Annotated in this window: 20 protein-coding genes, 3 tRNA genes and 1 other RNA gene; 19 read left to right on the plus strand and 5 right to left on the minus strand. The window is 35.3% G+C overall.

Annotated elements, in window-relative coordinates:
• Window positions 1–128: 128 nt before the first annotated feature.
• The 4 genes from IPN41_01160 to IPN41_01175 form a co-directional block, all read right to left on the minus strand.
• Window positions 129–746, minus strand: coding sequence for a DUF3800 domain-containing protein (locus IPN41_01160; protein QQS60573.1), 618 nt, complete (start codon window positions 744–746; stop codon window positions 129–131).
• 106 nt (window positions 747–852) lie between these two features.
• A tRNA-Ile gene (locus IPN41_01165) sits at window positions 853–926 on the minus strand.
• Window positions 927–1,030: 104 nt separating this feature from the next.
• Window positions 1,031–1,104, minus strand: a tRNA-Val gene (locus tag IPN41_01170).
• Between the two features lie 50 nt (window positions 1,105–1,154).
• Window positions 1,155–2,291 (minus strand): hypothetical protein, encoded by a 1,137-nt coding sequence (locus tag IPN41_01175; protein ID QQS60574.1) that lies wholly within the window; start codon window positions 2,289–2,291, stop codon window positions 1,155–1,157.
• A gap of 308 nt (window positions 2,292–2,599) precedes the next feature.
• Between IPN41_01175 and IPN41_01180 the strand changes: the two genes are divergently transcribed.
• Window positions 2,600–2,671, plus strand: a tRNA-Glu gene (locus tag IPN41_01180).
• A 62-nt stretch (window positions 2,672–2,733) separates the two neighbouring features.
• Here the strand turns inward: IPN41_01180 and IPN41_01185 are convergent.
• On the minus strand, window positions 2,734–2,955 hold the full coding sequence (locus tag IPN41_01185; protein QQS60575.1) for a hypothetical protein: 222 nt from the start codon (window positions 2,953–2,955) through the stop codon (window positions 2,734–2,736).
• A gap of 124 nt (window positions 2,956–3,079) precedes the next feature.
• Here IPN41_01185 and IPN41_01190 point away from each other — a divergent pair, with 124 nt between their 5' ends.
• From IPN41_01190 to IPN41_01275, 18 genes are all read left to right on the plus strand, one after another.
• Window positions 3,080–3,409 (plus strand): nucleoside triphosphate pyrophosphohydrolase family protein, encoded by a 330-nt coding sequence (locus tag IPN41_01190; GenBank protein ID QQS60576.1) that lies wholly within the window; start codon window positions 3,080–3,082, stop codon window positions 3,407–3,409.
• A gap of 23 nt (window positions 3,410–3,432) precedes the next feature.
• Entirely contained in the window at window positions 3,433–4,353 is a 921-nt protein-coding gene (locus tag IPN41_01195; GenBank protein ID QQS60577.1) for an FAD-dependent oxidoreductase, read from the plus strand.
• Window positions 4,354–4,520: 167 nt separating this feature from the next.
• Window positions 4,521–5,564 (plus strand): PilT/PilU family type 4a pilus ATPase, encoded by a 1,044-nt coding sequence (locus tag IPN41_01200; protein ID QQS60578.1) that lies wholly within the window; start codon window positions 4,521–4,523, stop codon window positions 5,562–5,564.
• Window positions 5,565–5,573: 9 nt separating this feature from the next.
• On the plus strand, window positions 5,574–5,900 hold the full coding sequence (locus IPN41_01205) for a hypothetical protein (protein QQS60579.1): 327 nt from the start codon (window positions 5,574–5,576) through the stop codon (window positions 5,898–5,900).
• Window positions 5,901–5,917: 17 nt separating this feature from the next.
• Window positions 5,918–8,188 (plus strand): beta-propeller domain-containing protein, encoded by a 2,271-nt coding sequence (locus tag IPN41_01210; GenBank protein QQS60580.1) that lies wholly within the window; start codon window positions 5,918–5,920, stop codon window positions 8,186–8,188.
• The gene (locus tag IPN41_01215) at window positions 8,166–8,582 is read left to right on the plus strand and encodes a hypothetical protein (GenBank protein ID QQS60581.1); all 417 of its coding nucleotides are present in this window, start codon (window positions 8,166–8,168) and stop codon (window positions 8,580–8,582) included. Before IPN41_01210 ends, IPN41_01215 begins: the two co-directional genes overlap by 23 nt.
• Window positions 8,583–8,584: 2 nt before the next feature.
• A complete protein-coding gene (locus IPN41_01220) occupies window positions 8,585–9,337 on the plus strand; it encodes a hypothetical protein (GenBank protein QQS60582.1) in 753 nt (250 codons plus the stop codon).
• A 9-nt stretch (window positions 9,338–9,346) separates the two neighbouring features.
• A complete protein-coding gene (locus IPN41_01225) occupies window positions 9,347–10,420 on the plus strand; it encodes a serine protease (GenBank protein ID QQS60583.1) in 1,074 nt (357 codons plus the stop codon).
• A 10-nt stretch (window positions 10,421–10,430) separates the two neighbouring features.
• Window positions 10,431–11,594 (plus strand): phosphoglycerate kinase, encoded by a 1,164-nt coding sequence (locus tag IPN41_01230; GenBank protein QQS60584.1) that lies wholly within the window; start codon window positions 10,431–10,433, stop codon window positions 11,592–11,594.
• A gap of 1 nt (window position 11,595) precedes the next feature.
• On the plus strand, window positions 11,596–13,179 hold the full coding sequence (locus tag IPN41_01235) for an alkaline phosphatase family protein (protein ID QQS60585.1): 1,584 nt from the start codon (window positions 11,596–11,598) through the stop codon (window positions 13,177–13,179).
• Window positions 13,176–14,798: a murein biosynthesis integral membrane protein MurJ gene (gene murJ / locus IPN41_01240; GenBank protein ID QQS60586.1), complete on the plus strand. Its 1,623-nt coding sequence runs from the start codon at window positions 13,176–13,178 to the stop codon at window positions 14,796–14,798. The genes IPN41_01235 and murJ overlap by 4 nt, the downstream gene beginning before the upstream one ends.
• A gap of 8 nt (window positions 14,799–14,806) precedes the next feature.
• Window positions 14,807–15,592, plus strand: coding sequence for an MBL fold metallo-hydrolase (locus IPN41_01245; protein QQS60587.1), 786 nt, complete (start codon window positions 14,807–14,809; stop codon window positions 15,590–15,592).
• A 3-nt stretch (window positions 15,593–15,595) separates the two neighbouring features.
• Entirely contained in the window at window positions 15,596–15,892 is a 297-nt protein-coding gene (locus tag IPN41_01250) for an RNHCP domain-containing protein (GenBank protein QQS60588.1), read from the plus strand.
• A 105-nt stretch (window positions 15,893–15,997) separates the two neighbouring features.
• An RNA gene (gene rnpB / locus IPN41_01255) (RNase P RNA component class A) lies at window positions 15,998–16,396 on the plus strand.
• Window positions 16,397–16,416: 20 nt separating this feature from the next.
• Window positions 16,417–17,832 carry a sugar transferase gene (locus tag IPN41_01260; protein ID QQS60589.1) on the plus strand — a complete coding sequence of 472 codons (1,416 nt, stop codon included), beginning with the start codon at window positions 16,417–16,419 and terminating at the stop codon, window positions 17,830–17,832.
• A 4-nt stretch (window positions 17,833–17,836) separates the two neighbouring features.
• Window positions 17,837–18,958, plus strand: a complete 1,122-nt coding sequence (locus IPN41_01265) for a glycosyltransferase (protein QQS60590.1) — start codon at window positions 17,837–17,839, stop codon at window positions 18,956–18,958.
• The gene (locus tag IPN41_01270; GenBank protein ID QQS60591.1) at window positions 18,921–20,096 is read left to right on the plus strand and encodes a glycosyltransferase family 4 protein; all 1,176 of its coding nucleotides are present in this window, start codon (window positions 18,921–18,923) and stop codon (window positions 20,094–20,096) included. Before IPN41_01265 ends, IPN41_01270 begins: the two co-directional genes overlap by 38 nt.
• Window positions 20,097–21,311 (plus strand): replication-associated recombination protein A, encoded by a 1,215-nt coding sequence (locus IPN41_01275; GenBank protein QQS60592.1) that lies wholly within the window; start codon window positions 20,097–20,099, stop codon window positions 21,309–21,311. It abuts the gene before it with no gap.
• The last annotated feature ends 30 nt before the right edge of the window (window positions 21,312–21,341 follow it).

The following is a 21,341-nucleotide window of genomic DNA, read 5'->3' on the forward strand; positions in this document are numbered from 1 at the left end:
CCTATGGATTGCAACTGCTATATAACGCAAAAGCACCCCACAGGGTGCCTTTAGACTGCATATGCTTCGATGACGGAAAACGTCACTTACTTCAAAGAAGCTCCACATAAGACTTATATCTTCTAAAATTATATATTAGAATCTCCGAACTTGTCAACGGGGAATTTGATTGATTCTGTGATTGAAAGTTGGGAATAAAAGTGGTCTTTTCTCCAATTATATTTTGCATAAATTGCGTTAGCTATAAGATCAGCCATCTGAATTAGCTTTACTTTTCTGGAGTCTCTGTAGTGAATCTTAATTGTGTATGAGAACTTCCATTGGAAATATGCTTTGATTTTTATATAATCTTCGAGTGAGTTTGAAGAACTTACTTTGGTATTTCGATTGTCTATAAAAATTTCTATATCTTGGGAAGCTTCTTTTATTGTTTTCTTTAAAAGAAAAGAAAGAAGAAAGTTAAAACAAAGATTTCCATCTTCTAAGAGGCGTTTACTTGTTACCTGTAGTTTGTCTAAGACTATATAAGAAATACTATAATCTTTATTTTTGTTTAGTTTGTTTATTAAAGTTGTTTTCTCTGGAAATTCTAAGCGACTCGTCTTTACTTCATTAATATTATAAGAAGCACAAAAATTCTTTACTAGATTTTTTATTCGTTTTGGTTTTAAAGGAATAAACATAGCAATAACAAAATAACGGTCTTGTTTTCCCCATGATCTTGATTCATCAATAAATAACTGCATATCATTTTATAATTTGCAGAGGGATTTTTTTATTTAATTATATCTTATACGAAGAAAAATTTATTGCATAAAAAAAATAATTTATGCAAGAAGTAAAATAATGTAGTACGCCTGCTTGGACTCGAACCAAGGACCCTCGAGGTATAAGCTCGATGCTCTAACCAGCTGAGCTACAGGCGCAGATTAGTTATAAAGTTCTAAAGTTATAATGTTATAAAGTTTATAAAGCAAAATGCATACTCACTTTATAACTTTTTAACCTTATAACTTTTAACTATTTCCAGTGACCACTAGTGGACTCGAACCACTGGCCTCCACAATGTCAATGTGGCGCTCTAACCAACTGAGCTAAGCGGTCATAATCTTTCTCTAAGGTAACATTTCCTCCTTTTTACTTCAAGCACTATTTTATATTTCTAAGGTGGAAATCTTTTTTTCTAAAAGAGGGATAAGCTCATTACTAGCTTCTGTTAAAGGTTTGTCAAAATGAATGGTGGATAAATTCCTTGTTCCGGTGCTGTGAAAGGAATCTGTTAATTCTAATGTATTAAAATTTTTAACACTATGCACTATGGCTTTTGTATTCTTGTTATCTTCATATAATAAAACAATAATTTGCGCTTTTGGCATATTAATAATCAATTCATCAATAATATCAGTTAGGTGAGTAGCGTCAGTTTTAGTTTCTGTAAAATCAACGCTAGAAATTTGGGACCACACTAACCGACCGTCTGGTGTTTCTTTGAGACCGGTTAAGGCACGACCCCATAATTTAAGAACGTTAAGTTTTCGGGATCGATACAGTGAATTAATAATTTCTTCTCGTCGTCCACCCATGGTTATTAGTTCTGAAGCAATAGTTAATGTGTGTGGAGTGATATTTGGAGTTTTAAAACTTTTGGTTGAAGTAATCAACCCAGTTAGTAAGCAGGTTGCCATATCTTCATCTATTTTATTTTCTGGAACTGTTGCTATTAAATCATATAAAATTTCGGCAACAGCTACGGCTTTTACATTTACAAAATTGATCTGTCCAAAATTTTCGTTGGCAGGGTTATGATCAATATTAATAATAGGTGTTTTGAAAAAGAATTCGGTATCACGATCATAAATTGAACCAAGTGATTCAAGATCAGGTGTGCCTAAAACAAATATAAGATCATAACGAAAACCGCTGGAACGAGAAGAAATATCTGAAGGGGTAAAAAATCCATTTTTAGGTGAAACAATAAAATCTAGAGTTTGTTTTTCCAAACGATACTCAACTTGATCAACTGCAGCGTTGGTTAAATTCAGTGAAATAATAAACCGGCGAATATTATCAAGCTCGTTAGAAATTAAGGCATAGCCAGGTAAAAAAGAAAAAGGGAGAACTCTATTTGATTTTTCAGCAACAATATCCGCAACCTTACCTCGTTCAGCAAGCCAATTTTTTAAAGCCAAAGCAGAAGCAATTGTATCGCCTTTCCAATCACGTCCAAAAGTAACAAGGATGCGGTTAGCCTTATCAACCTGTTCAATAATCTGTTGCTCAACGCTTAGCATACAAGATTTACCTTAAAAAGCCGCTGATGAGCGACTGATGTATAAAAGATGGGGAGAAGAGACCCTTGGTCAATATTTCAATCTAAAGGAAAGTAAGTAGCCTGTCAAGAAGCTTTTTCCATAGCTCTTAGATTAAGCGAATCATAGGGAAAATACTTGACACGACGTCTTTTCATTACTATACTTCAGAAGAAAAATAATATTGAGATTTAATCTACAAATCCTCAAACCATATTGTTTATAAGTTAGTTTTAGGTTTGTCTGTTTTGACTTCAAAACCTTATAACCTTCTAACATTTTATATTCTTGGTCCCATCGTCTAACGGTTAGGACGCCAGGTTTTCATCCTGGTAATAGGGGTTCAATTCCCCTTGGGACTACATAAAAATAATCCACCTTACAAGGTGGATTATTGGTATTAGGCAACAGAATTAAATTAATTTTATTCCTGCCGACTATTAACTATTGCCCAAGCTTCTTTAATACCTGTCTTGCCGGTAATTATCTTTGATAGAATTCTAGCCTCTATATTTTTAAAATTATCATATTCACTATCCATTCTGCCAGTTGGAACAATTTGCGTATTAAAAATTCCCCATAGAGTTGTTAGTGGATCCTCGACCTCTGTTTGCTCGTTTTCATTGAAATTTCTTATTGTTTCCATATCTATAATAATACATTAATTTTTACTTAATACATAGCAATACAATAGAGCTACATATATGGGTTGTCTGAAGTTAATTATATTGATATATTAATACCACAATTTAATCCTATATTTTATTAGTATGGAACTTAATGAGTATCAAGCTAAAGCCTTTGCCACGGCTAATTATCCATCGATTGGAGCCAGTTATGTTTATCCGGCTTTAGGTTTAGCGGGGGAGGCTGGTGAGGTAGTTGAAAAAGTGAAAAAGATTTTTCGTAATCATAATGGAGTGGTTACAGATGAGTATCGTGATCTAATAAAAAAGGAATTAGGTGATGTATTGTGGTATATGGCGGTTTTGTCTCAAGAATTTGATTTTAAACTTGAGGATGTTGCTAAGCTGAATATAGAAAAACTAGCCTCGCGTGCGAAACGGGGAGCGTTACATAGTGACGGCGATAATCGCTAAAATTTATTCATTATTTTAGATTTATGGATTACGATTTGATAATTATTGGTTCGGGTGCAGCTGGAATGACAGCGGGAATTTATGCTTCTCGTTACCAGTTAAAAAATGTTATTATCGGAGACTTAGTTGGCGGATTAACGACTGAGGCTCATAAGATTTATAATTGGCCAGGCGATCCAGGAATTTCTGGATTTGAGTTAACAAAAAAAATGGCTGATCATGTTCGTCAGTCAGAAGGGGAAATTATTTCTGATGTGGTTATTGATATTGAACAACAACCAGATGCTAGTTTTATAGTAAAAACCAAAGCTGGAAAAAATTTTACTGCCAAGCGAATTTTATTTACTTCTGGAACTAAACATAGAAAATTGAACGTACCTCGTGAAGACGAATTACTTGGAAAAGGAGTTGCCTATTGTGCTACCTGTGATGGCCCATTTTTTAAAGGCAGGGATGTTATTATGGTCGGTGGAGGAAATAGTGTTATCTCCGCAGCTCTTTACTTAGCAGATGTGGCTGCCAAGGTGTATGTTGTCTGTCGTGGAGTAGCCTTAAAAGGGGAGCCAGTGTGGCGTGATGAATTAATCAAACGAAGTAATGTTTCAATATTATATGAAACAAATATTATAGGTTTTGTTGGCCAAGATAAACTTGAAGCAGTGACACTTGATAAACCATTTTTAGATAGTACTGAATTAAAAGCTGATGGACTGTTTGTTGAAATTGGTTTGATCCCGCAAAGTGAAATATTTAAAAAATTAGGTGGAGAAGTTGATCAATTTGGTTATATTAAAGTTAAGCCAGATATGTCGACAAATCTTAAGAATGTCTATGCGGCCGGGGACTCAACTGATGCTTCTAATAACTTTCATCAAATAGTCACTGCCTGTAGTGAAGGCGCAGTGGCGGCTGATGCTATTTATAAATCACTCTCCGTTAATTAAAATATTTATCCACTTTTTATAGATATACCATAATGGTGTATCTATTGTTTATTGTGAATTCTGATACGTATACTATCAATATTAATGAAATGTATTAAGATGCATTTCTATCTAAAGAATGATATACTGACTTTGAAGATAAAGTTATAATTATTTATTATTTTTCTATGATACTGCGTGATTATTTTAAAATAGCCATTGATAATAAAGCTTCTGATATTCATTTAATTGCTCGTGCTTTGCCGTCTTTACGCATAAATGGACGTTTACAGAGTATTGGTGATGAACTATTAGACAATGATTTTTTATCATCGGAAATAGAAAAGTTAATTTCACCTGAGCAATGGAAGAAATTTATTGAAATCAGGGAGCATGATTTTTCCTATGAATTTTTTGGCAAGCGTTTTCGTGTTAATCTTCATTTTCAAAGAGAGCAAATTGGTTTATCAGCTCGTTTAATTTCTGAACTTTCGCCAAACCCGGGAGCCCTGGGTTTTACTGATGCCATGTATAATCTTACCCGCTTACGAGATGGTTTAATTTTAGTTACTGGTCCTTCGGGTAGTGGTAAATCAACAACCTTAGCGGCTATGATCAATATTATTAATCAAGAACGTGATGCTCATATTATTACCATTGAAGATCCGATTGAATATGTATTTGAAAATAAAAAATGTTTAATTGAGCAACGTGAATTTGGAAGTGACACGTTAAGTTTTGCTGATGCTTTGAAATATTCGTTGCGTCAAGATCCAAATATTATTATGGTAGGAGAAATGCGAGATCCAGAAACAATCGCTGCCGCTCTTACAGCAGCTGAAACCGGCCACCTTGTGCTTTCAACATTACATACCCCAACTTCCGCTGATACAATTTTTCGTATTGTTGACTCTTTCCCTCCCTATCAACAACAGCAAGTTCTAAATCAACTGGCTGCTATTTTACGTGGTGTTATTGGTCAGCAGCTTTTACCAAAACGCGGTGGTGGTGTGGTAGCAGCTTTTGAAATATTATTAAACAACCAAGCTACTGCCAACTTAATTCGTCGTAGTCAGATTGGACAGTTAATGTCGATTATTCAAACCAGCGCAAAAGATGGCATGATACCAATGAATAAATATATTGATCGTTTAGTTGATCAAGGATTAGTTGAAGCTGAGGTAGCGGAAACTAGAAAACGTAATTTAGAAACTCAAGCTAGTTATACGTAATGAATATTTATGAATATTGATCGCTGGCAACAAATTGTAGAAATGATTAAATCAACTTTTGAAGTTGAAGAGTCAGGAATAGTAAACAGCGACGAACGAGGAGGTACTGAAATTGAGTATATTATTTTCAATGGTCCAATGGGGCGATTAAAACTGGAATTTGCTACACACCCAGCCCTCCTTGATACAAAAACTAAATATACAAAACGAATAGGCGCTGATATTGTTATTGAAAATACCTATAGTCCCACTGATACTGTTAGTAATTTGGTTGTTTGGAAGTGGGATGATGATGCTGATGACTGGAAGGCCTTTGAAGCCTCAATGTTCCAATAAAAAATTAGTAAAAAAATATGAAATTATTATCTTCAAAAAAAGCAATTATTATAGGTGTTTGTTTAATCGTTAGTATTGGTGTTAGTGGTTGTTTTAAAAAATCTAACACAGTTCAGAAAAAAGATAATAATAGCTTCGACCAGGTTTTGGCAGCTCAGTCAGAATTAAAAAAATTTCCCAATGCAGAGGCAATGAAAGAGTTTTTTGCTAGTCATCCTCAAGGTTCTCAAGGGAGTGGTTTTCGAGGTATGGAATCACCAATGTTAGATGCATCAAATGTTGCTACTAAGCAATCAGCTCCACCAGGCATGGGCTCCGGGGCAGCTGAGGGATTTGGTGGTGAGACAGTTTTTTCCGGAACGAATATTCAAGTTACTGGGGTTGATGAAGGGGATATAGTTAAAACAGATGGGGAGTATATGTATATCGTGAAAGATCAAACCGTGGTGATTGTTAAAGCAGAACCAGTTAGCGAGATGAGTGTCGTTGCAACTATTAATCTTGAAGCTACTCCTCAGGAAATATATATTAAAGATAATATCTTAATCGCCTTTGGATATGCTCAGGGAAATTTTGAAAAAATTGCAGTTGACTCAATGATGTTGCCATACTCTTCCGGATCTTTTTTAGCTTTTTATAATATCTCGGATAGAACCAAACCTGAATTACTTCGTCGTCTTGAGTTTGAAGGTAATTACACTTCATCTCGATTAATCGATAATCGTTTATATTTCATTACAGCAAATTATAATTTTTATCCTGCAGAAAATAATATCTTGCCAAGAGTTTTTGAAAAAGGTCAGCAGATTTCCGCTACAGAAACAACTGATAAATATATCTATCCACCTGTCTATTACATAGACACACCTTCTGCCTTAAACGCATCTACTGTCACCGTTTTGAAACTTGATGATATCCAAGCTCCAGTAAATTCTCAAGTATTTCTAATGCCGGCTGGTGAAACAGTTTATGCTTCACAAAAAGCTTTGTATCTTGCTTACACAAAATATCTTAGCGAGTATCAATTACGGATGGCAGTAGCTAAAGATATTCTCTGGTCACGATTAAATGATAAGGAACGCCAACGAATTGAAGCTATTAATGCTATTGATAACACAATTCTTTCTGAGGATGAAAAATTAGGAAAAGTTAATCAAATCATTGAGAGCTTTATTCGACGCTTATCGGCTGATGAACAAAAAAATATTAATACTAATATAGAAGCTGAATTTAAACGTCAGCACCCAAACCTTGCTGATGAGTTAGAAAAAACAGTTGTTCATAAAATAAGTTTTTCTGATCAAGGTTTAACCTACGTTGCTTCCGGAGAAGTAACCGGTCATTTACTAAATCAATATTCGCTTGATGAGTTTAATGATAATTTACGTATTGCCACAACCAGAGGTCAGTCATGGTTTATGCCAATGATGTTTGGACCCGCCGTTGATATGGTAGCTCCAGCTCCAGTTAATAATTCAACAAATAATGTTTATGTTTTGGATGGAATGTTGAAAACAGTGGGACGATTAGAAAACTTAGCTCCAGGTGAAAGAATATACTCAGCTCGGTTTATGGGAGAGCGGGCGTATGTTGTGACCTTTAAACAAACCGACCCATTATTTGTGATTGATTTAGCTAAACCTGAAAGTCCTTCGGTGCTTGGTGAAGTTAAGTTGCCTGGTTTTTCCAATTACTTACATCCATATGATGAAACAACTTTAATTGGAATTGGTAGAGAAGCTATTGATAAAGGTGAACAGGGCGTTGAATTGCTTGGTTTAAAAATTAGTTTGTTTGATGTATCTGAGCCAGCCGAACCTAAAGAAGCTTCCTCAATTATCCTAGGTGGTCGTGGTAGTGATTCAATATCTTTGCATGATTATAAGGCTGTATTATTTGATAAGGCCAATAATCTTTTGGTCATTCCTGCTAGTTTAACAAATATAAATAATAATGATTATCAAACTCAATTTCAGGGTTCAGTTGTCTTTACTGTTACTAAGGAAAAAATTAGCGAGCGTGGTCGTGTTAGCTTCCGATTGCCAAGTCAATATAGTTCGGAATCTTTTTATATAGATGACTCAGTTCGTAGAAATATCTTTATAAATGATACCTTATATAGTATTTCTCCGGCGACTATTAAAGCTAGTCTATTATCTAATCTCTCATTAACTGGAACACTTGATTTGCCAAAATCACAGATGCAAAATATGCCTACACCATTTTCAACTCCGGCTTCTCCTGCAATCCCACCAGTCATGAGAAATGAAATTAATGAAACACGTTAAGAAATTATTAACTATTTTGGTAGGTATTTTAGCAGTTGGTTTGATAGTAATTATTTTTCTTGTTAGTAATAAGACTGAAGAAGTTACTAATCCTACTATAGCCATACCGTCAAATGGTCCAATATCAGCTTTAGGTTATCAATCTGAAGCTAAGCAGGCTGTGGCAGATTATGAATTGTTTTTACAAGCTCAAACTTCCAAAGCAACGATTGCTACTCGTAAACAACACTTGTTAGATTTAAAAATTTCCAAAGAATCTCAGAATTTACATGTACAGTTAGTGACAATGGCTGATACCTTACTTGGTCTTAATGAAGGTCAGACTCAAGAAAAAAATCTAGCTGATCAGCAACTCAGAGAAATTTATTCACAATATCCTTGGCTCAAGAATTAACTATGCGTTTTCGATTTTTCATTATTCCTTTTATTGCCTTGCTTACAATCGCCGTTAGCGTTTGGTGGTTTTTAGATGCGACAAATGCATTGTGGATTATTTCAACATTATTGATTGGATACGTTTGGGCAGGTTGGCAACTTGATCCTGAAAGAAAAGATTGGTGGCGATTTGCAATTATCCCTTGGTTGGCAGCTATTAGTATATTATTTTTTAGTATATTAATTTCCGGACTACCATTTTTTATTTTGTTAGCTGGTTTTTCCGTGATCTTGCAGATATTATACTGGCGTCAACTTTTAATATATACGAGTGAATCACCTTCGTATATTCCTTTTAGTTTGGAGCGACTTTCTTTTAACTATAATTTTATTATTATTTTCTTTTTAGCTGCTTCAATATTTGGTTTTAAAAGATTTCTGGATATTTCAAGTTGGATTTTATGGCCAGCTTTTGGCCTCTGTTTGGCTGTCTTAATGTTACAAAGATTATGGATTAGTCAAGCCAATCAAAACTCTGCCTGGAGATTGGCCGCTGGTATTTTTATCGGTGTTATGGAGTTATTTTTGATTGCCACCTTCTTACCACTTGATTTTAGATTACTTGCTTTTTTGGTAGCGGCCTCGTATTATGGGTTTGTCTCACTTGCCTCGGGTCAACCAGAGCAGGAAGCCTCTCGGTTAAATATGTGGCTTCTTATAAGTATCATTACCTTGGGCTGTATCGCCGTTTTTGCCACAGCTCGCTGGTATTAATTTAATTTTATGAATATTTCTACGCGACCAAAAATTATATTTATAACCATTATTATTGCTGTGGCAAGTATTAGTGGTGGTATGTTAGGTAATTGGTTATTCATCTATTTTTTAGATACCTATTATGATGTGCCAAATGGTAATTATGGCACTGTACCCACTTCTGCAACAATGCCAATCAGAAGTCCACAAAAAAATATTGACAGTACCGCTATTGCTGGTTCAGTTACAAATGCTGAGAGTAGTTTAGTAGGAATTTTTAAACGTAGTAATCTTTATATACCAAAGAATAAAGTTAGTCAGGGTGTAATTATGACAAGTGATGGTTGGCTAATGTCGACAATATTGTTCTCCTCGGAAGGAGCTGGAAACTTTAGTGAGTATGTTATTGTGGCTAATGATAAAAAAGTATATGAGATTGATAAAGTTATTAATGATAGTCTTAATAAGATAAGTTTTATTCATTTAAAGAAGGCGAGTAATTTACCGGTTAAAGATTTTGTTTTAAGTCGAGATATAGCACCAGGTCAAGAAGTAATTGGCATGGAATGGAAAGGTGCTGTTAGTACCGGCCTAGTTAACTATCGATCTCCTGATGTTCGATCAAGCGAAGGAGCTCTTAATGAATTATCGGTTGTTGGTTTGGAATCACCTACAGCACCTAATATTTTTATTTTTGATCTTGGTGGACGAATGATCGGATTTTCTCGCAACAATATTATTTTTGATATTGATGGTATCCAGGCGTCACTTAATAAAATAATAACTAGTGGTAAAACAAGGTATGCTCGCCTGGGTATACATTATATTTCTTTAGCTGATCTGCCAGTTGAATCTGGAGAGGGAGCTTTAATTACAGCTGCTGATAAAAAACCGGCAATCATAAAAGGTAGTCCCGCCGAGAAAGCTGGTTTACAAGCAGGAGATATAATTTTATCAATAGATAAAGAATCAATTAATGTAAGTTCGGATATTTCTTCACTATTAAAACAATATCTACCTGGAGAAATAATTGATGTAACTTTTTCTCGAAAAAATGAGATAAAAAATATTCAAGTAACGCTTGATGAACAAGCCTTATAATATATTAATTATGAAGATGCGATCCATGCCATCATTACGTCATTTGAAGGGTAAGCGTATTTTACTTCGCCTTGATCTTAATGTCCCGGTTTCTGGGTCAAAAATTACTGATGATTTTAAAATTATTTCGGCTATACCAACGATTCGTCAACTTCGTTCTTGCCCATTAATTATTATAAGTCATCGTGGTGAGCCAAAAACCAAAGCGGGAAAATATACGTATCAAACCTCATATTCATTGCAACTAATCGTTAAGAAATTACAAAAATATATTGGGGGAAATATTTTTATTAGTAAGGGGTCTTGGTCTCTACTTAAAAAACAAGCTCAAGAGCTAAAGCCAGGGGATATTATGGTGGTAGAGAATCTTCGTTTTTGGCCAGGTGAAGTACAAAATGATAAAAACTTTGCGAAAGAACTAGCTGCTTTGGCTGACATTTATATTAATGACGCCTTCGCGGTTTCTCATCGAGCTCACGCTTCGGTGGCTGCAATTACAAAATATATACCCTCATACGCAGGCCCCTTACTCAGACAGGAAATAGTAAATCTAACTAAGGTTACAAAGCAACGTTCACTAGTTGTGATTCTTGGAGGAGCAAAAATTTCTAGTAAGCTACCATTAATACAAAAATTATTACCACGTTCTTCGGCAATTATTATGGGCGGTGGTTTGGCTAATACTATTTTAAAAGTTCGTGGTTATTCTATTGGGGCTTCGCTCTATGATGTAAAAAGTTTGGTTGCGGCTAAGCGTCTAACTTCAGAAAAAATTATACTGCCAATTGATGTTGTTGTTCAAAGTGGGAAAAAGATATTTACTAAGTCTATTACTCAAGTTGGAACCAAGGAAAAAATTTTTGATATTGGACCAGAAACTGTTTCCCATTTCTCTTCGATTATTTCAAAAGCAAAAACTATTATCTGGAATGGCCCTCTGGGATTATTTGAAAATAAAAAATTTCAAAATGGTACCAAACAAATAATAATTTCCATCCAAAAAACGCAAAAGAAAAATATTTTTACCTTAGCCGGTGGTGGTGAAACCGTTGAGGCTATAAGATATTTAAAAGCTCAATCTTCATTTACCTGGGTTTCAACCGGAGGTGGGGCAAGCTTAGCTTTTTTAAGTGGTGAAATGATGCCCGGTTTACAGGGATTAGGTGATACATAATATGACTGAAGTAAAAAAATATTTGCGTCCAAAACCACTTGTACTTATTACGTTAGAAGGTTGGGGAGTAGCCAGGGCTCATTCTGCTAATGCAATTACTGAAGCTAATCCCGAATATTTTAAATTTTTAATAAGTCATTATCCAGCTTTAACTCTTTTGGCATCTGGCGAGTCTGTTGGTGCTTTATTATCAGAGACTGTGGGCACGGAGTTAGGCCACCTGGCAATTGGCCTTGGCCGGCCAGTGATTAACTATTGTTCATTAGTTGACCAAGATATTGCTTCGGGCAATTTTTCAAAATTATGTGAAACAGAATTTGCAAATATACGCGATGGTAGCGTTCACTTGATTGGTCTTATATCTACGGTACAGGTAGAAGCCTCCTTACATCATTTACAATCTTTATTAAAATCTTTGAAGGAGTCACTGCCTTTAGATACAAAAATATTTTTACATGCAATTTTAGATGGACGAGATATGTCAGCCAAAGGTGGTCGTCATCTACTTGAAGATATTGAGAAAGAACTAAAAACTTGTAATGGAACGATTGCCTCAATAACCGGTCGGTTATATGGTTTAGATAGTCATGAGCATAAAGCACGCTTGGAGAAAACAGTAACCACTATGGTTGAAGGAAAAGGCAATACATCTATATCAGCGCTTCAAGCTGTTTCTGACAATTACCAAAAAAAAATCTTTGATGAAGAATTACCACCAACAGCTATTACTTCTTCAGGCGACACTCCAGTAGCTTTAATTTCAAAAGAAGATACTGTTATCTTTTTTAATTTTAATCCTATTTCTATTCGGCCGTTAGCTCGCTCTTTAATTCAGCAATTTTCTGCAACTGAGTCACATCCTCAATGTATAAGTTTAGTGCCTTATGATGATCCAGAAATAAAACCCTTATGTATACTACGTTCGCAAAGTAATTTTTTAGGGGAGTGTATTTCTGAAGCAGGTTTTCGTCAAATTAGAATTTCTGATAGTGAAGGTTATGTGTCAATTACTAGTTTTTTAAACGGGGGCAATGACGTAAGTGTTTCCGGAGAGGATCGACATCTAATTTCTTTATCTGGCGAAACAGAATATTCAACACGGCCTGAGCTTGGCACAACTGACATAGCCAAAGAAACAGTAAAAATTATCGAAGAGAATAAGTATGATTTTATGGCTGTAAATTTTTCAGCCTTAGATCGGGTTGGACATATGAGTAATATAACTCTAGCTAAGGACGTTGTTCTAGCTATTGATCGGGCTTTGCGAAAAATTATTGAAGCAGTTCTGCAGGCTAATGGCGTAGCGGTAATTGTTGGAAGTCATGGGTTAGCTGAACAGCTAATCTCCATTAATGGTGAAAAGTTTTCACCACATACAATAAATCCAGTTCCTTTTATATTAGTGGGAAAGCCATTCGCTGGTTATAGTCTTGGTTTTCCCGAAGCAGTTGGTGGTGATTTAAGTTTAATAACTCCTGTAGGAAGTTTAATTGATGTAGCACCGACTATTTTAAAATTACTGAAATTGTCTATTCCGTCAGTGATGACAGGCAAAAGTTTTTTTGATGAGCTTACATTACTATGACCAAGAAGATTTTTACTAATATTTTTAAATCTGCTGACACCATTGCCGGTGCAGCTTTTATAATTGCGATACTATCAGTGGCTAGTAGAATATTAGGTGTCTTTCGTGATCGTATTTTGGCGGGAACCTTTGGTGCGGGTCAAACGCTGGATCTATATTATGCAGCTTTTCGTTTCCCAGATCTTTTATTTAATTTACTAGTACTTGGAGCTTTATCAGCTGGCTTCATTCCAATATTTTCTCATTTAACAGCTAATAATCAACAAGAAAAGGCATGGCGATTGGCTAATAATATATTAAATATTCTAACCCTTGGGTTAGCTCTCTTGTGTGGTATTGGTATCATTTTTGCACCGTGGCTAGTGAGATTTATTGCCCCGGGTTTTGGACCAGAATCAATAACTACTCTTGTTGATTTAACACGGATTATGTTTGTATCTCCACTCCTTCTTGGCATTTCCAGTATTATTGGCAGTGTCTTACAGGCCAAGCGACGTTTTTTTGTGTATTCAATATCTCCAATTTTTTATAATCTTGGTATTATTGGTGGTGCTTTACTGTTAGCCCCTCGCTTTGGAATTATTGGTCTTGCCTTTGGTGTTGCGATTGGCTCTCTCTTGCATTTAATCATTCAAGTCCCAACTTTTTTTAAACTAGGTTTTAGGTATCAGCGATTATTTGAGTGGCGTGATGCAAGTGTGTTAGCAGTATTTAAAATGATGTCAGCTCGAACATTTAGTTTGGCTGTAACGCAAATTAATTTAATAGTGATAACAATTATTGCTTCTACATTAGCCACTGGTTCATTATCAATTTTTAATTTAGCCAATAATCTTCAATTTTTTCCAGTCAGTATTTTTGGTATTTCTTTTGCCTTAGCTGTTTTTCCATTGATGTCAGCAACTTCCGATAAAGAAAAAATAAAATTTTTATTTTCCCGGACATTTCGTCAGATTCTTTTTTTCATAATTCCGGCTACGGTTATTGTTTTAACCTTACGAGCTCAAATTGTTCGTTTAGTGCTTGGAACCGGAAAGTTTGATTGGACAGCTACAGTACTGACGATTGAGACACTTGGTTTTTTTGCTATATCTTTTTTTGCTCAAGCTGCTCTACCACTTTTGAACCGCGCTTTTTTTGCTCAACAAAATTCTCGAATTCCATTGTTTACTGGTTTAGCCGCCGAAGCAGTAAATATTATATTAGCAATATATTTGTCAAAGAAATTTGGGGTTCCTGGTTTAGCTCTGGCTTTTTCAATTAGCACGATTATTAATTTTGTATTATTATTTGTTTTCTTACATCGTCGGTTACATGGGCTTGATGAGCGACGTATTATTATGTCAGTTACCAAATATACAGTGGCGGCATTTATGGCAGTTTGTGCAATTCAGGCAATGAAACTATTGGTTTGGCCATACGCCGATATGAGTCGTTTTTGGGGAGTACTATTACAGGCCAGTGCCGCAGGAATCTTTGGTAGCGTAGTGTATCTTGGAATGTGCTCACTTTTAAAGAGTGAAGAGTTTGCAGAATTATGGAAGGCAGCTAAGATTCGTCTATTTAAACCATCAGCTGATTTTAAAGCTGATGATCAGGGTGAGGCTAGAGGGATTTAAAATAATATATGAAAATTCATTTTATTGGATTATCTTGCTTCCTAATCGAGAATGAAATGGGTTTTAGAATTTTAATTGACCCATTTAATAATTCCCCTGAATGGTCACTTGGTCCAAAATTTCCCGAAGAATTTAATGGAAAATCTTTTGGTACTAATGTTGTGTTGATGTCTGAACCAGATGCTGACCATTCATATTCACGTGGAGATTGGTTACAATATGCTCCGAGAACAAAACCCCATAGTGATCCTTTTCCAGACTTTGATTTAAAGGGAAGTTTTGTTTATGAGTATAATGGTGATTTAAATATAGCCTATCAATATACTATTGATGGGTTACGCCTAGCTCATTTTGCTGATAATGCACACTTATTATCTGATAAACAACTTAAGGAGATTGGTTCACTAGATATTATATTTATTTCTCCTCCTAAGGTTACTGCAGATAACAAAGCTCTTAACGTAGTGCGTCAAAATATTAATTTATTAAAACCAAAAATTATTATTTGGTCTCATCATATTGTCCCTGAGAGATTACCTTTTGAAACAGATAGTGAGACATTGAGATTATTTTTTAAAAAATACTTTAAAGAGAAAGCCAGCACTAATCAGTTTTATAAAGGAGAAGAAAGTTTTATTCAGCTGTGTTATGTTTTAGAAAATGCATTGTTATTAAATAAAGAGTATAATGGTCTACTTATTTCAGAAACATCGATTGAAGTAAACAAACAATCAATAGCATCTCTAAAAGAGAATCCTCAAAGTTTTTTATTTACTTCGATGTTGGCTCAGTAAGATATGTCTCAAGCTTTCAAACGAACAATAGAAAATTTTATTTGCGAACATTGTCAGCAAGAAGTTGTTGGTAATGGTTATACTAATCACTGTCCGCATTGTTTATATAGTAAACATGTAGATATTAATCCTGGTGATCGAGAGGCAACTTGTGGTGGTTTAATGAAACCAATGCAGATTGAAATAAAGGGACAGGAATGGATAATTTTACATACCTGCTTGATTTGTGGTTTTAAGAAAAAAAATAAAGTGAGCCCAGGGGATAATCGTGAGGCAATAATTCAATTGGCTAAGAGCTAATATTTTGCTTATATTAAACAAAAATATAGCTTACTCAAGCAAAAAATGACTTGACTTACAGTCAAAAATCAGCTATGGTAAAGCAATCTTGTCTTGAGATAATCGCCCGGTACGCAGGTGATTGCTTTATTTAAAAAAAGATAAAGAGGAAAGTCCGGACTCCAGAAAAAAGGCAGTGGGTAATGCCCACCGGAAGTAATTCCAGGGAAAGTGCCACAGAGACAATACTACCCGATCAAATGATCGGCGAAAGGTGAAAAGTGAATTCAAGTCATTAATCGGCTAGAATTCTCGTCGTCTGGTGACAGACTGACGCGGTAAACCCTGCCTGGAGCAAGAGCAAACCTTTTATTGCCAATGGCAGTAAAAGATGAAAAGTAGCTCGCTTGAATCCTTAAGTAATTGAGGATCTAGATAGATAATTACCGTTCGGTTCAATTTCAGTTGATTATATTAATTAACTGAGACCGGATACAGAATCCGGCTTATCGCGTGCCGGGTGTTTATTTCATGATAAGGAATATATGAAAAAATCAGATTTGTTTTTTTCCGTCCTTCTTCTGCCGCTTGATTTCTTAATGATCATAGCCGCAGGTTTATCAGCTTACTATCTTCGTTTTTCTAATCTTTCAACCGACATCCGTCCGGTAATTTTTAATTTGCCATTATCAGAATATTTAGCAGTGTTGTTTTTTCTTAGTTTGGTTTGGTTGGTTATTTTTTCTTTTTCTGGCCTTTATAATATTCGCGAACTCGGAAGTTTAAAAGTTGAATTAAAGAAAGTTATTTTTGGTTGTTCATTGGGCCTAGTGGCAGTGGTTATCTCAATTTTCTTTTATCGCGAACTTTTTTCTTCACGTTTTATTGTTTTGGCCGGCTGGGTTTTATCAATACTCTATGTTGGTGCGGGTAGAATATTATTAACCTTTGTTCGACGCATGTTGTATCGCTATGGTGTTGGCACACATTCTGTGGTAGTTGTTGGAGACAGCCAGACTTCTGATCATTTAGTTCGAGAATTTGCCCGTCGACCTGGACTTGGGTTTGTTGTTGTAAAACGACTATCAGATTTTAGTATTGAGTCAGCTAAAGAAGTAGAGGATTTATTGCTTGTTAAACCAATTGATGAAATATTACAAGCAGATCCTAATCTTTCTAAAAGTGATCGATTACGTCTGTATGATTTTGCTGATGAACATCATTTGGTTTTTAAGTATGCAGCTGATTTACTAGAAACAAAAGTATTACGAGTTGAAGTTGATGAACTTGGAGGCATCCCAATTGTTGAAGTAAAAAAAACTCCCTTAGATGGTTGGGGTAGAGTGGCAAAACGTCTAGCGGATATTATTGGTTCATTGGCATTAATTATTATTACCAGTCCAATAATGATCTTGGTAATTATTGCCATTAAACTTGATTCTCGAGGACCAATTTTTTTCTCACGACTTGATGATGACTCACCGTTATATCGAATTGGTCAAGGTGGAAAAAAGTTTCGTTATTTAAAATTTCGTTCAATGTTACCGCGAATGGATAGTATGCGGTATGGTGAATTAGCTGATCGTAATTTACGTTCAGATGGACCAATGGTTAAAATTAAAGATGATCCTCGGATTACCCGAGTCGGAAGATTTATTCGTCGCTTTAGCCTTGATGAATTACCTGAGTTTTTCTTAGTCTTATCTGGTTCAATGAGCTTGGTTGGACCTCGTCCGCACTTACCAGAAGAAGTAGCAAAGTATGAAAGTCGTCATAAAAAAGTATTAACCATTAAGCCCGGGATTACCGGGTATGCCCAAGTTTCTGGTCGCAGTGATTTAAGTTTTGAAGAAGAGGTTCGCTTGGATATTTATTATATTGAGAATTGGTCTATCCTTTCGGATATTATTATATTATTAAAAACGCCTTTAGCGGTTCTACGCTCACGGGCGAGTGAATAATTTTATGAAAGTTGCTTTAGTTCATGATCATCTGGCCCAAGCTGGCGGTGCGGAAAAAGTCTTACAGGCAATTTGTGAGATGTTTCCTGATGCGACAATTTTTACTTTATTGTATGAGCCAGAAAATGTAGATAAACATTTTAAAAATCGTCGGATTAGATCTTCAATTATTCAACGGTTACCCGGTGGTGTTAAACACTACCAATGGTATATGCCTTTAATGCCAATGGCCGTAGAATTTTTTAATTTAAAAACATATGATCTAGTTATTTCTGATGCTAGTGCTTTTGCCAAAGGAGTAATTACTGGTACGAACACTTTACATATTTGTTATTGTCATACACCAACTCGTTATTTATGGGATTATACTCATGAGTATATTGAAGAGTTACGATTTAATAAATATTTTAAAAAAATTATTTCTTTGGTTTTAAATTATATTAGAATTTGGGATAAATCAGCAGCGGATCGAGTTGATTATTATATAGCTAATTCAAAAACAATTAAAAGTCGAATTGCTAAATATTATCGTCGGACTTCAGAAGTAATTTATCCGCCAGTAGATATGGATCGTTTTAAAGTTGCGGATAGTCAGGGTGAATATTTTTTAATTGGTGGTCGACTTGCTCCGTATAAACGTATTGATATTGCCGTTAAAGCTTTTAAGGAGCTTGGCTGGCCATTGAAAATTTTTGGTGATGGTATTGATCTTGGACGATTACAAGAAATGGCTAGTAGAGCTGATAATATTGAATTTTTGGGTCGGGTGAGCGAAGAGCAAAAAGCTGAATTATATAAAAATTCTAAAGCGTTTATTAACCCGCAAGAAGAAGATTTTGGTATAACCGTTGTTGAAGCGATGGCCTGTGGCCGTCCAGTTATTGCCTATAAAAAAGGTGGAGCAACGGAAACAGTTATTGAGGGTCAAACTGGACTATTTTTTAATGAGCAGTCAGTTGCATCTTTGATTGAGTGTCTAAGAAGATTTAAGGAAGATTCTTTTTCCAGAGAAGCTATTAGACTACACGCTGAACAATTTTCTACTGAGAAATTCAAGAAACAGATGGCCGAAACTATACAGCGTGAATATGAACGCTTTAAAAATGGCCATGAATATCTTAATTGACATTCGCCCCTTGATGGATAAGCGTTATAGTGGGGTGGCGGAATATACATTCGAATTACTTAAAGCGTTATTAATTATTGATCAGAAAAATCATTATTGGTTGTTGTATAATTCGTATCATAATGTCAGTGATCGATTACCAACTTTTGATTATCCAAATGTCACTATTGTTAGAACTAAGTATCCTAACAAATTTTTTAATTATGTTTTATTAAAATGTTTCCATCGTCCGTTGTTTGACAAGCTTGTGGGACAACCAATTGATATTTTTTTCATGCCTCATTTGAATTTTGCCAGATGGTCACCGTCAATTCCAAGTATTATTACAGTCCATGATATCTCGTTTGTATATTTCCCACAATTTTTCAATTGGCGAAAAAATGTATGGCATTGGTTATTATCGGTAAAAAAATTATTGAAGCGATCAACCCTAGTTGTAACCCTTTCTGAAAATACTCAACGTGATGTTCGGCAATATACGAAATTAGATGCTGAAAGAACCAGGACAATTTATTCTGGTATCTCAGATAGTTTTCAAATTATTAATAAAAATGACATCCGATTAGGCGAAGTAAAACAAAAATATCAATTACCTGATGTCTTTATGCTCTTCTTAGGTACTATTGAACCGAGAAAAAATATTGAAGGCTTAATTAAAGCGTTTGAAATCGTTAAGAGTAAGCAGTGTCCAGATTTAAAATTAGTTATTGCTGGTGGCCGTGGCTGGAAAGCTGATCCAGTTTATGAAGCCGCTAATAAATCTTCATTCGTTAAGGATATTATTTTTTTGGATTATGTTGAGGCAGGGGATAAGGTGTATCTATATAATCTGGCGACTTTGTTTGTCTATCCTTCATTCTATGAAGGTTTTGGTTTCCCGCCCTTAGAAGCGATGGCCTCGGGAACGCCAACCATTGTTAGTGCAACTTCATCATTGCCAGAAGTAGTTGGGGATGGTGCAATAATGATAGATCCATATAATCCTGATGCTTTGGCAATGGCAATCAGTGAAGTTTGTAATGATGAATCTTTAAGATCACTATTGAGTGAAAAAGGAAAACAACAAGCAACTAAATTTAATTGGCGCAAAACTGCAGAGCAATATTTAGAATTATTTTCATTAATTTCAAAAAAATAAATGAAGGTGCCAACTCTAACAACTAATAAATCACCATTGGCTGATAGAATGCGACCTCAGAATTTTGAGGAATTTTTTGGTCAAGAAGAAATTTCAAAAGAAAGTGCTTTGATTCGTAAAGCCATTGCGCAAGATAATCTGCCTTCTTTGATTCTTTGGGGACCACCGGGTTCGGGAAAAACAACTTTAGCTTTGTTAATTGCCAATGAAGTGAAGGCTGAATTTATTCGGTTTAGTGCCGTAACTGAAGGCGTGGCTGATTTACGAAAAGCCATTGACCGAGCACGCTCTAACCAGTTACTGGATCAAAAGACAATTTTATTTATTGATGAAATTCATCGTTGGAATAAAGGTCAACAAGATGCTTTATTACCTCATATTGAAAGTGGTGCTTTAACCTTAATTGGAGCCACAACCGAAAATCCAAGTTTTGAATTACGAACAGCCTTACTATCTCGATCTCGAGTTATTGTTTTGCAGACTCTTAGTGATGTGGCTTTGGAAAAAATAATTAAAAATGCGCTTACTGATTCAGCAAGAGGTTTAGGAAGTTTAGATATAAAGATTCATGATGAGGCAATTACATTTTTGGTTGGTATTAGTCAGGGAGATGCTAGGTCGGCTTTAAATATTCTTGAGGCTTCAAGTGTATTAAGTAAAGAAATTACAGTTGAAATTATTAAGCAAGCCGCTCAGAAGTCACATTTATTATATGACAAGGTTGGCGAAGAGCATTACAACATTATTTCCGCTTTGCATAAGTCACTTCGAGGTTCAAATGCTGATGCTGCTTTGTATTGGCTGGCACGTATGCTCGAAGCTGGTGAAGATCCGTTGTATATTGCGCGGCGCTTAGTACGATTTGCTTCTGAGGATATTGGCTTGGCAAATTCTAGAGCTCTTGAACAGGCCATGGCAGGTTTTCAGGCCTGTCAGGTGATTGGTATGCCGGAATGTAATGTAATTCTCGCTCAAGTTGTTGTTTATCTCGCAAAGTGCCAAAAATCAAATGCATTATATACAGCCTATAAAGCCGCTGCCGTTGATGCGCAAGCAACTTCTAATCAAGGTGTGCCTTTGCATTTACGAAATGCCCCGACATCTTTAATGAAAGATTTAGGCTATGGAAAAGATTATAAATATAGTCCAAATTTTGATTATCAAGAAGATCAAAACTATTGGCCTGAAGGTATGAAAGAAAAAAAATATATTTAAAAAACTATTGGTTATAACAATAGTTTTTTA

It is taken from the genome of Candidatus Falkowbacteria bacterium, from assembly GCA_016699775.1.
Classification (GTDB): domain Bacteria; phylum Patescibacteriota; class Patescibacteriia; order Patescibacteriales; family Patescibacteriaceae; genus Patescibacterium; species Patescibacterium danicum.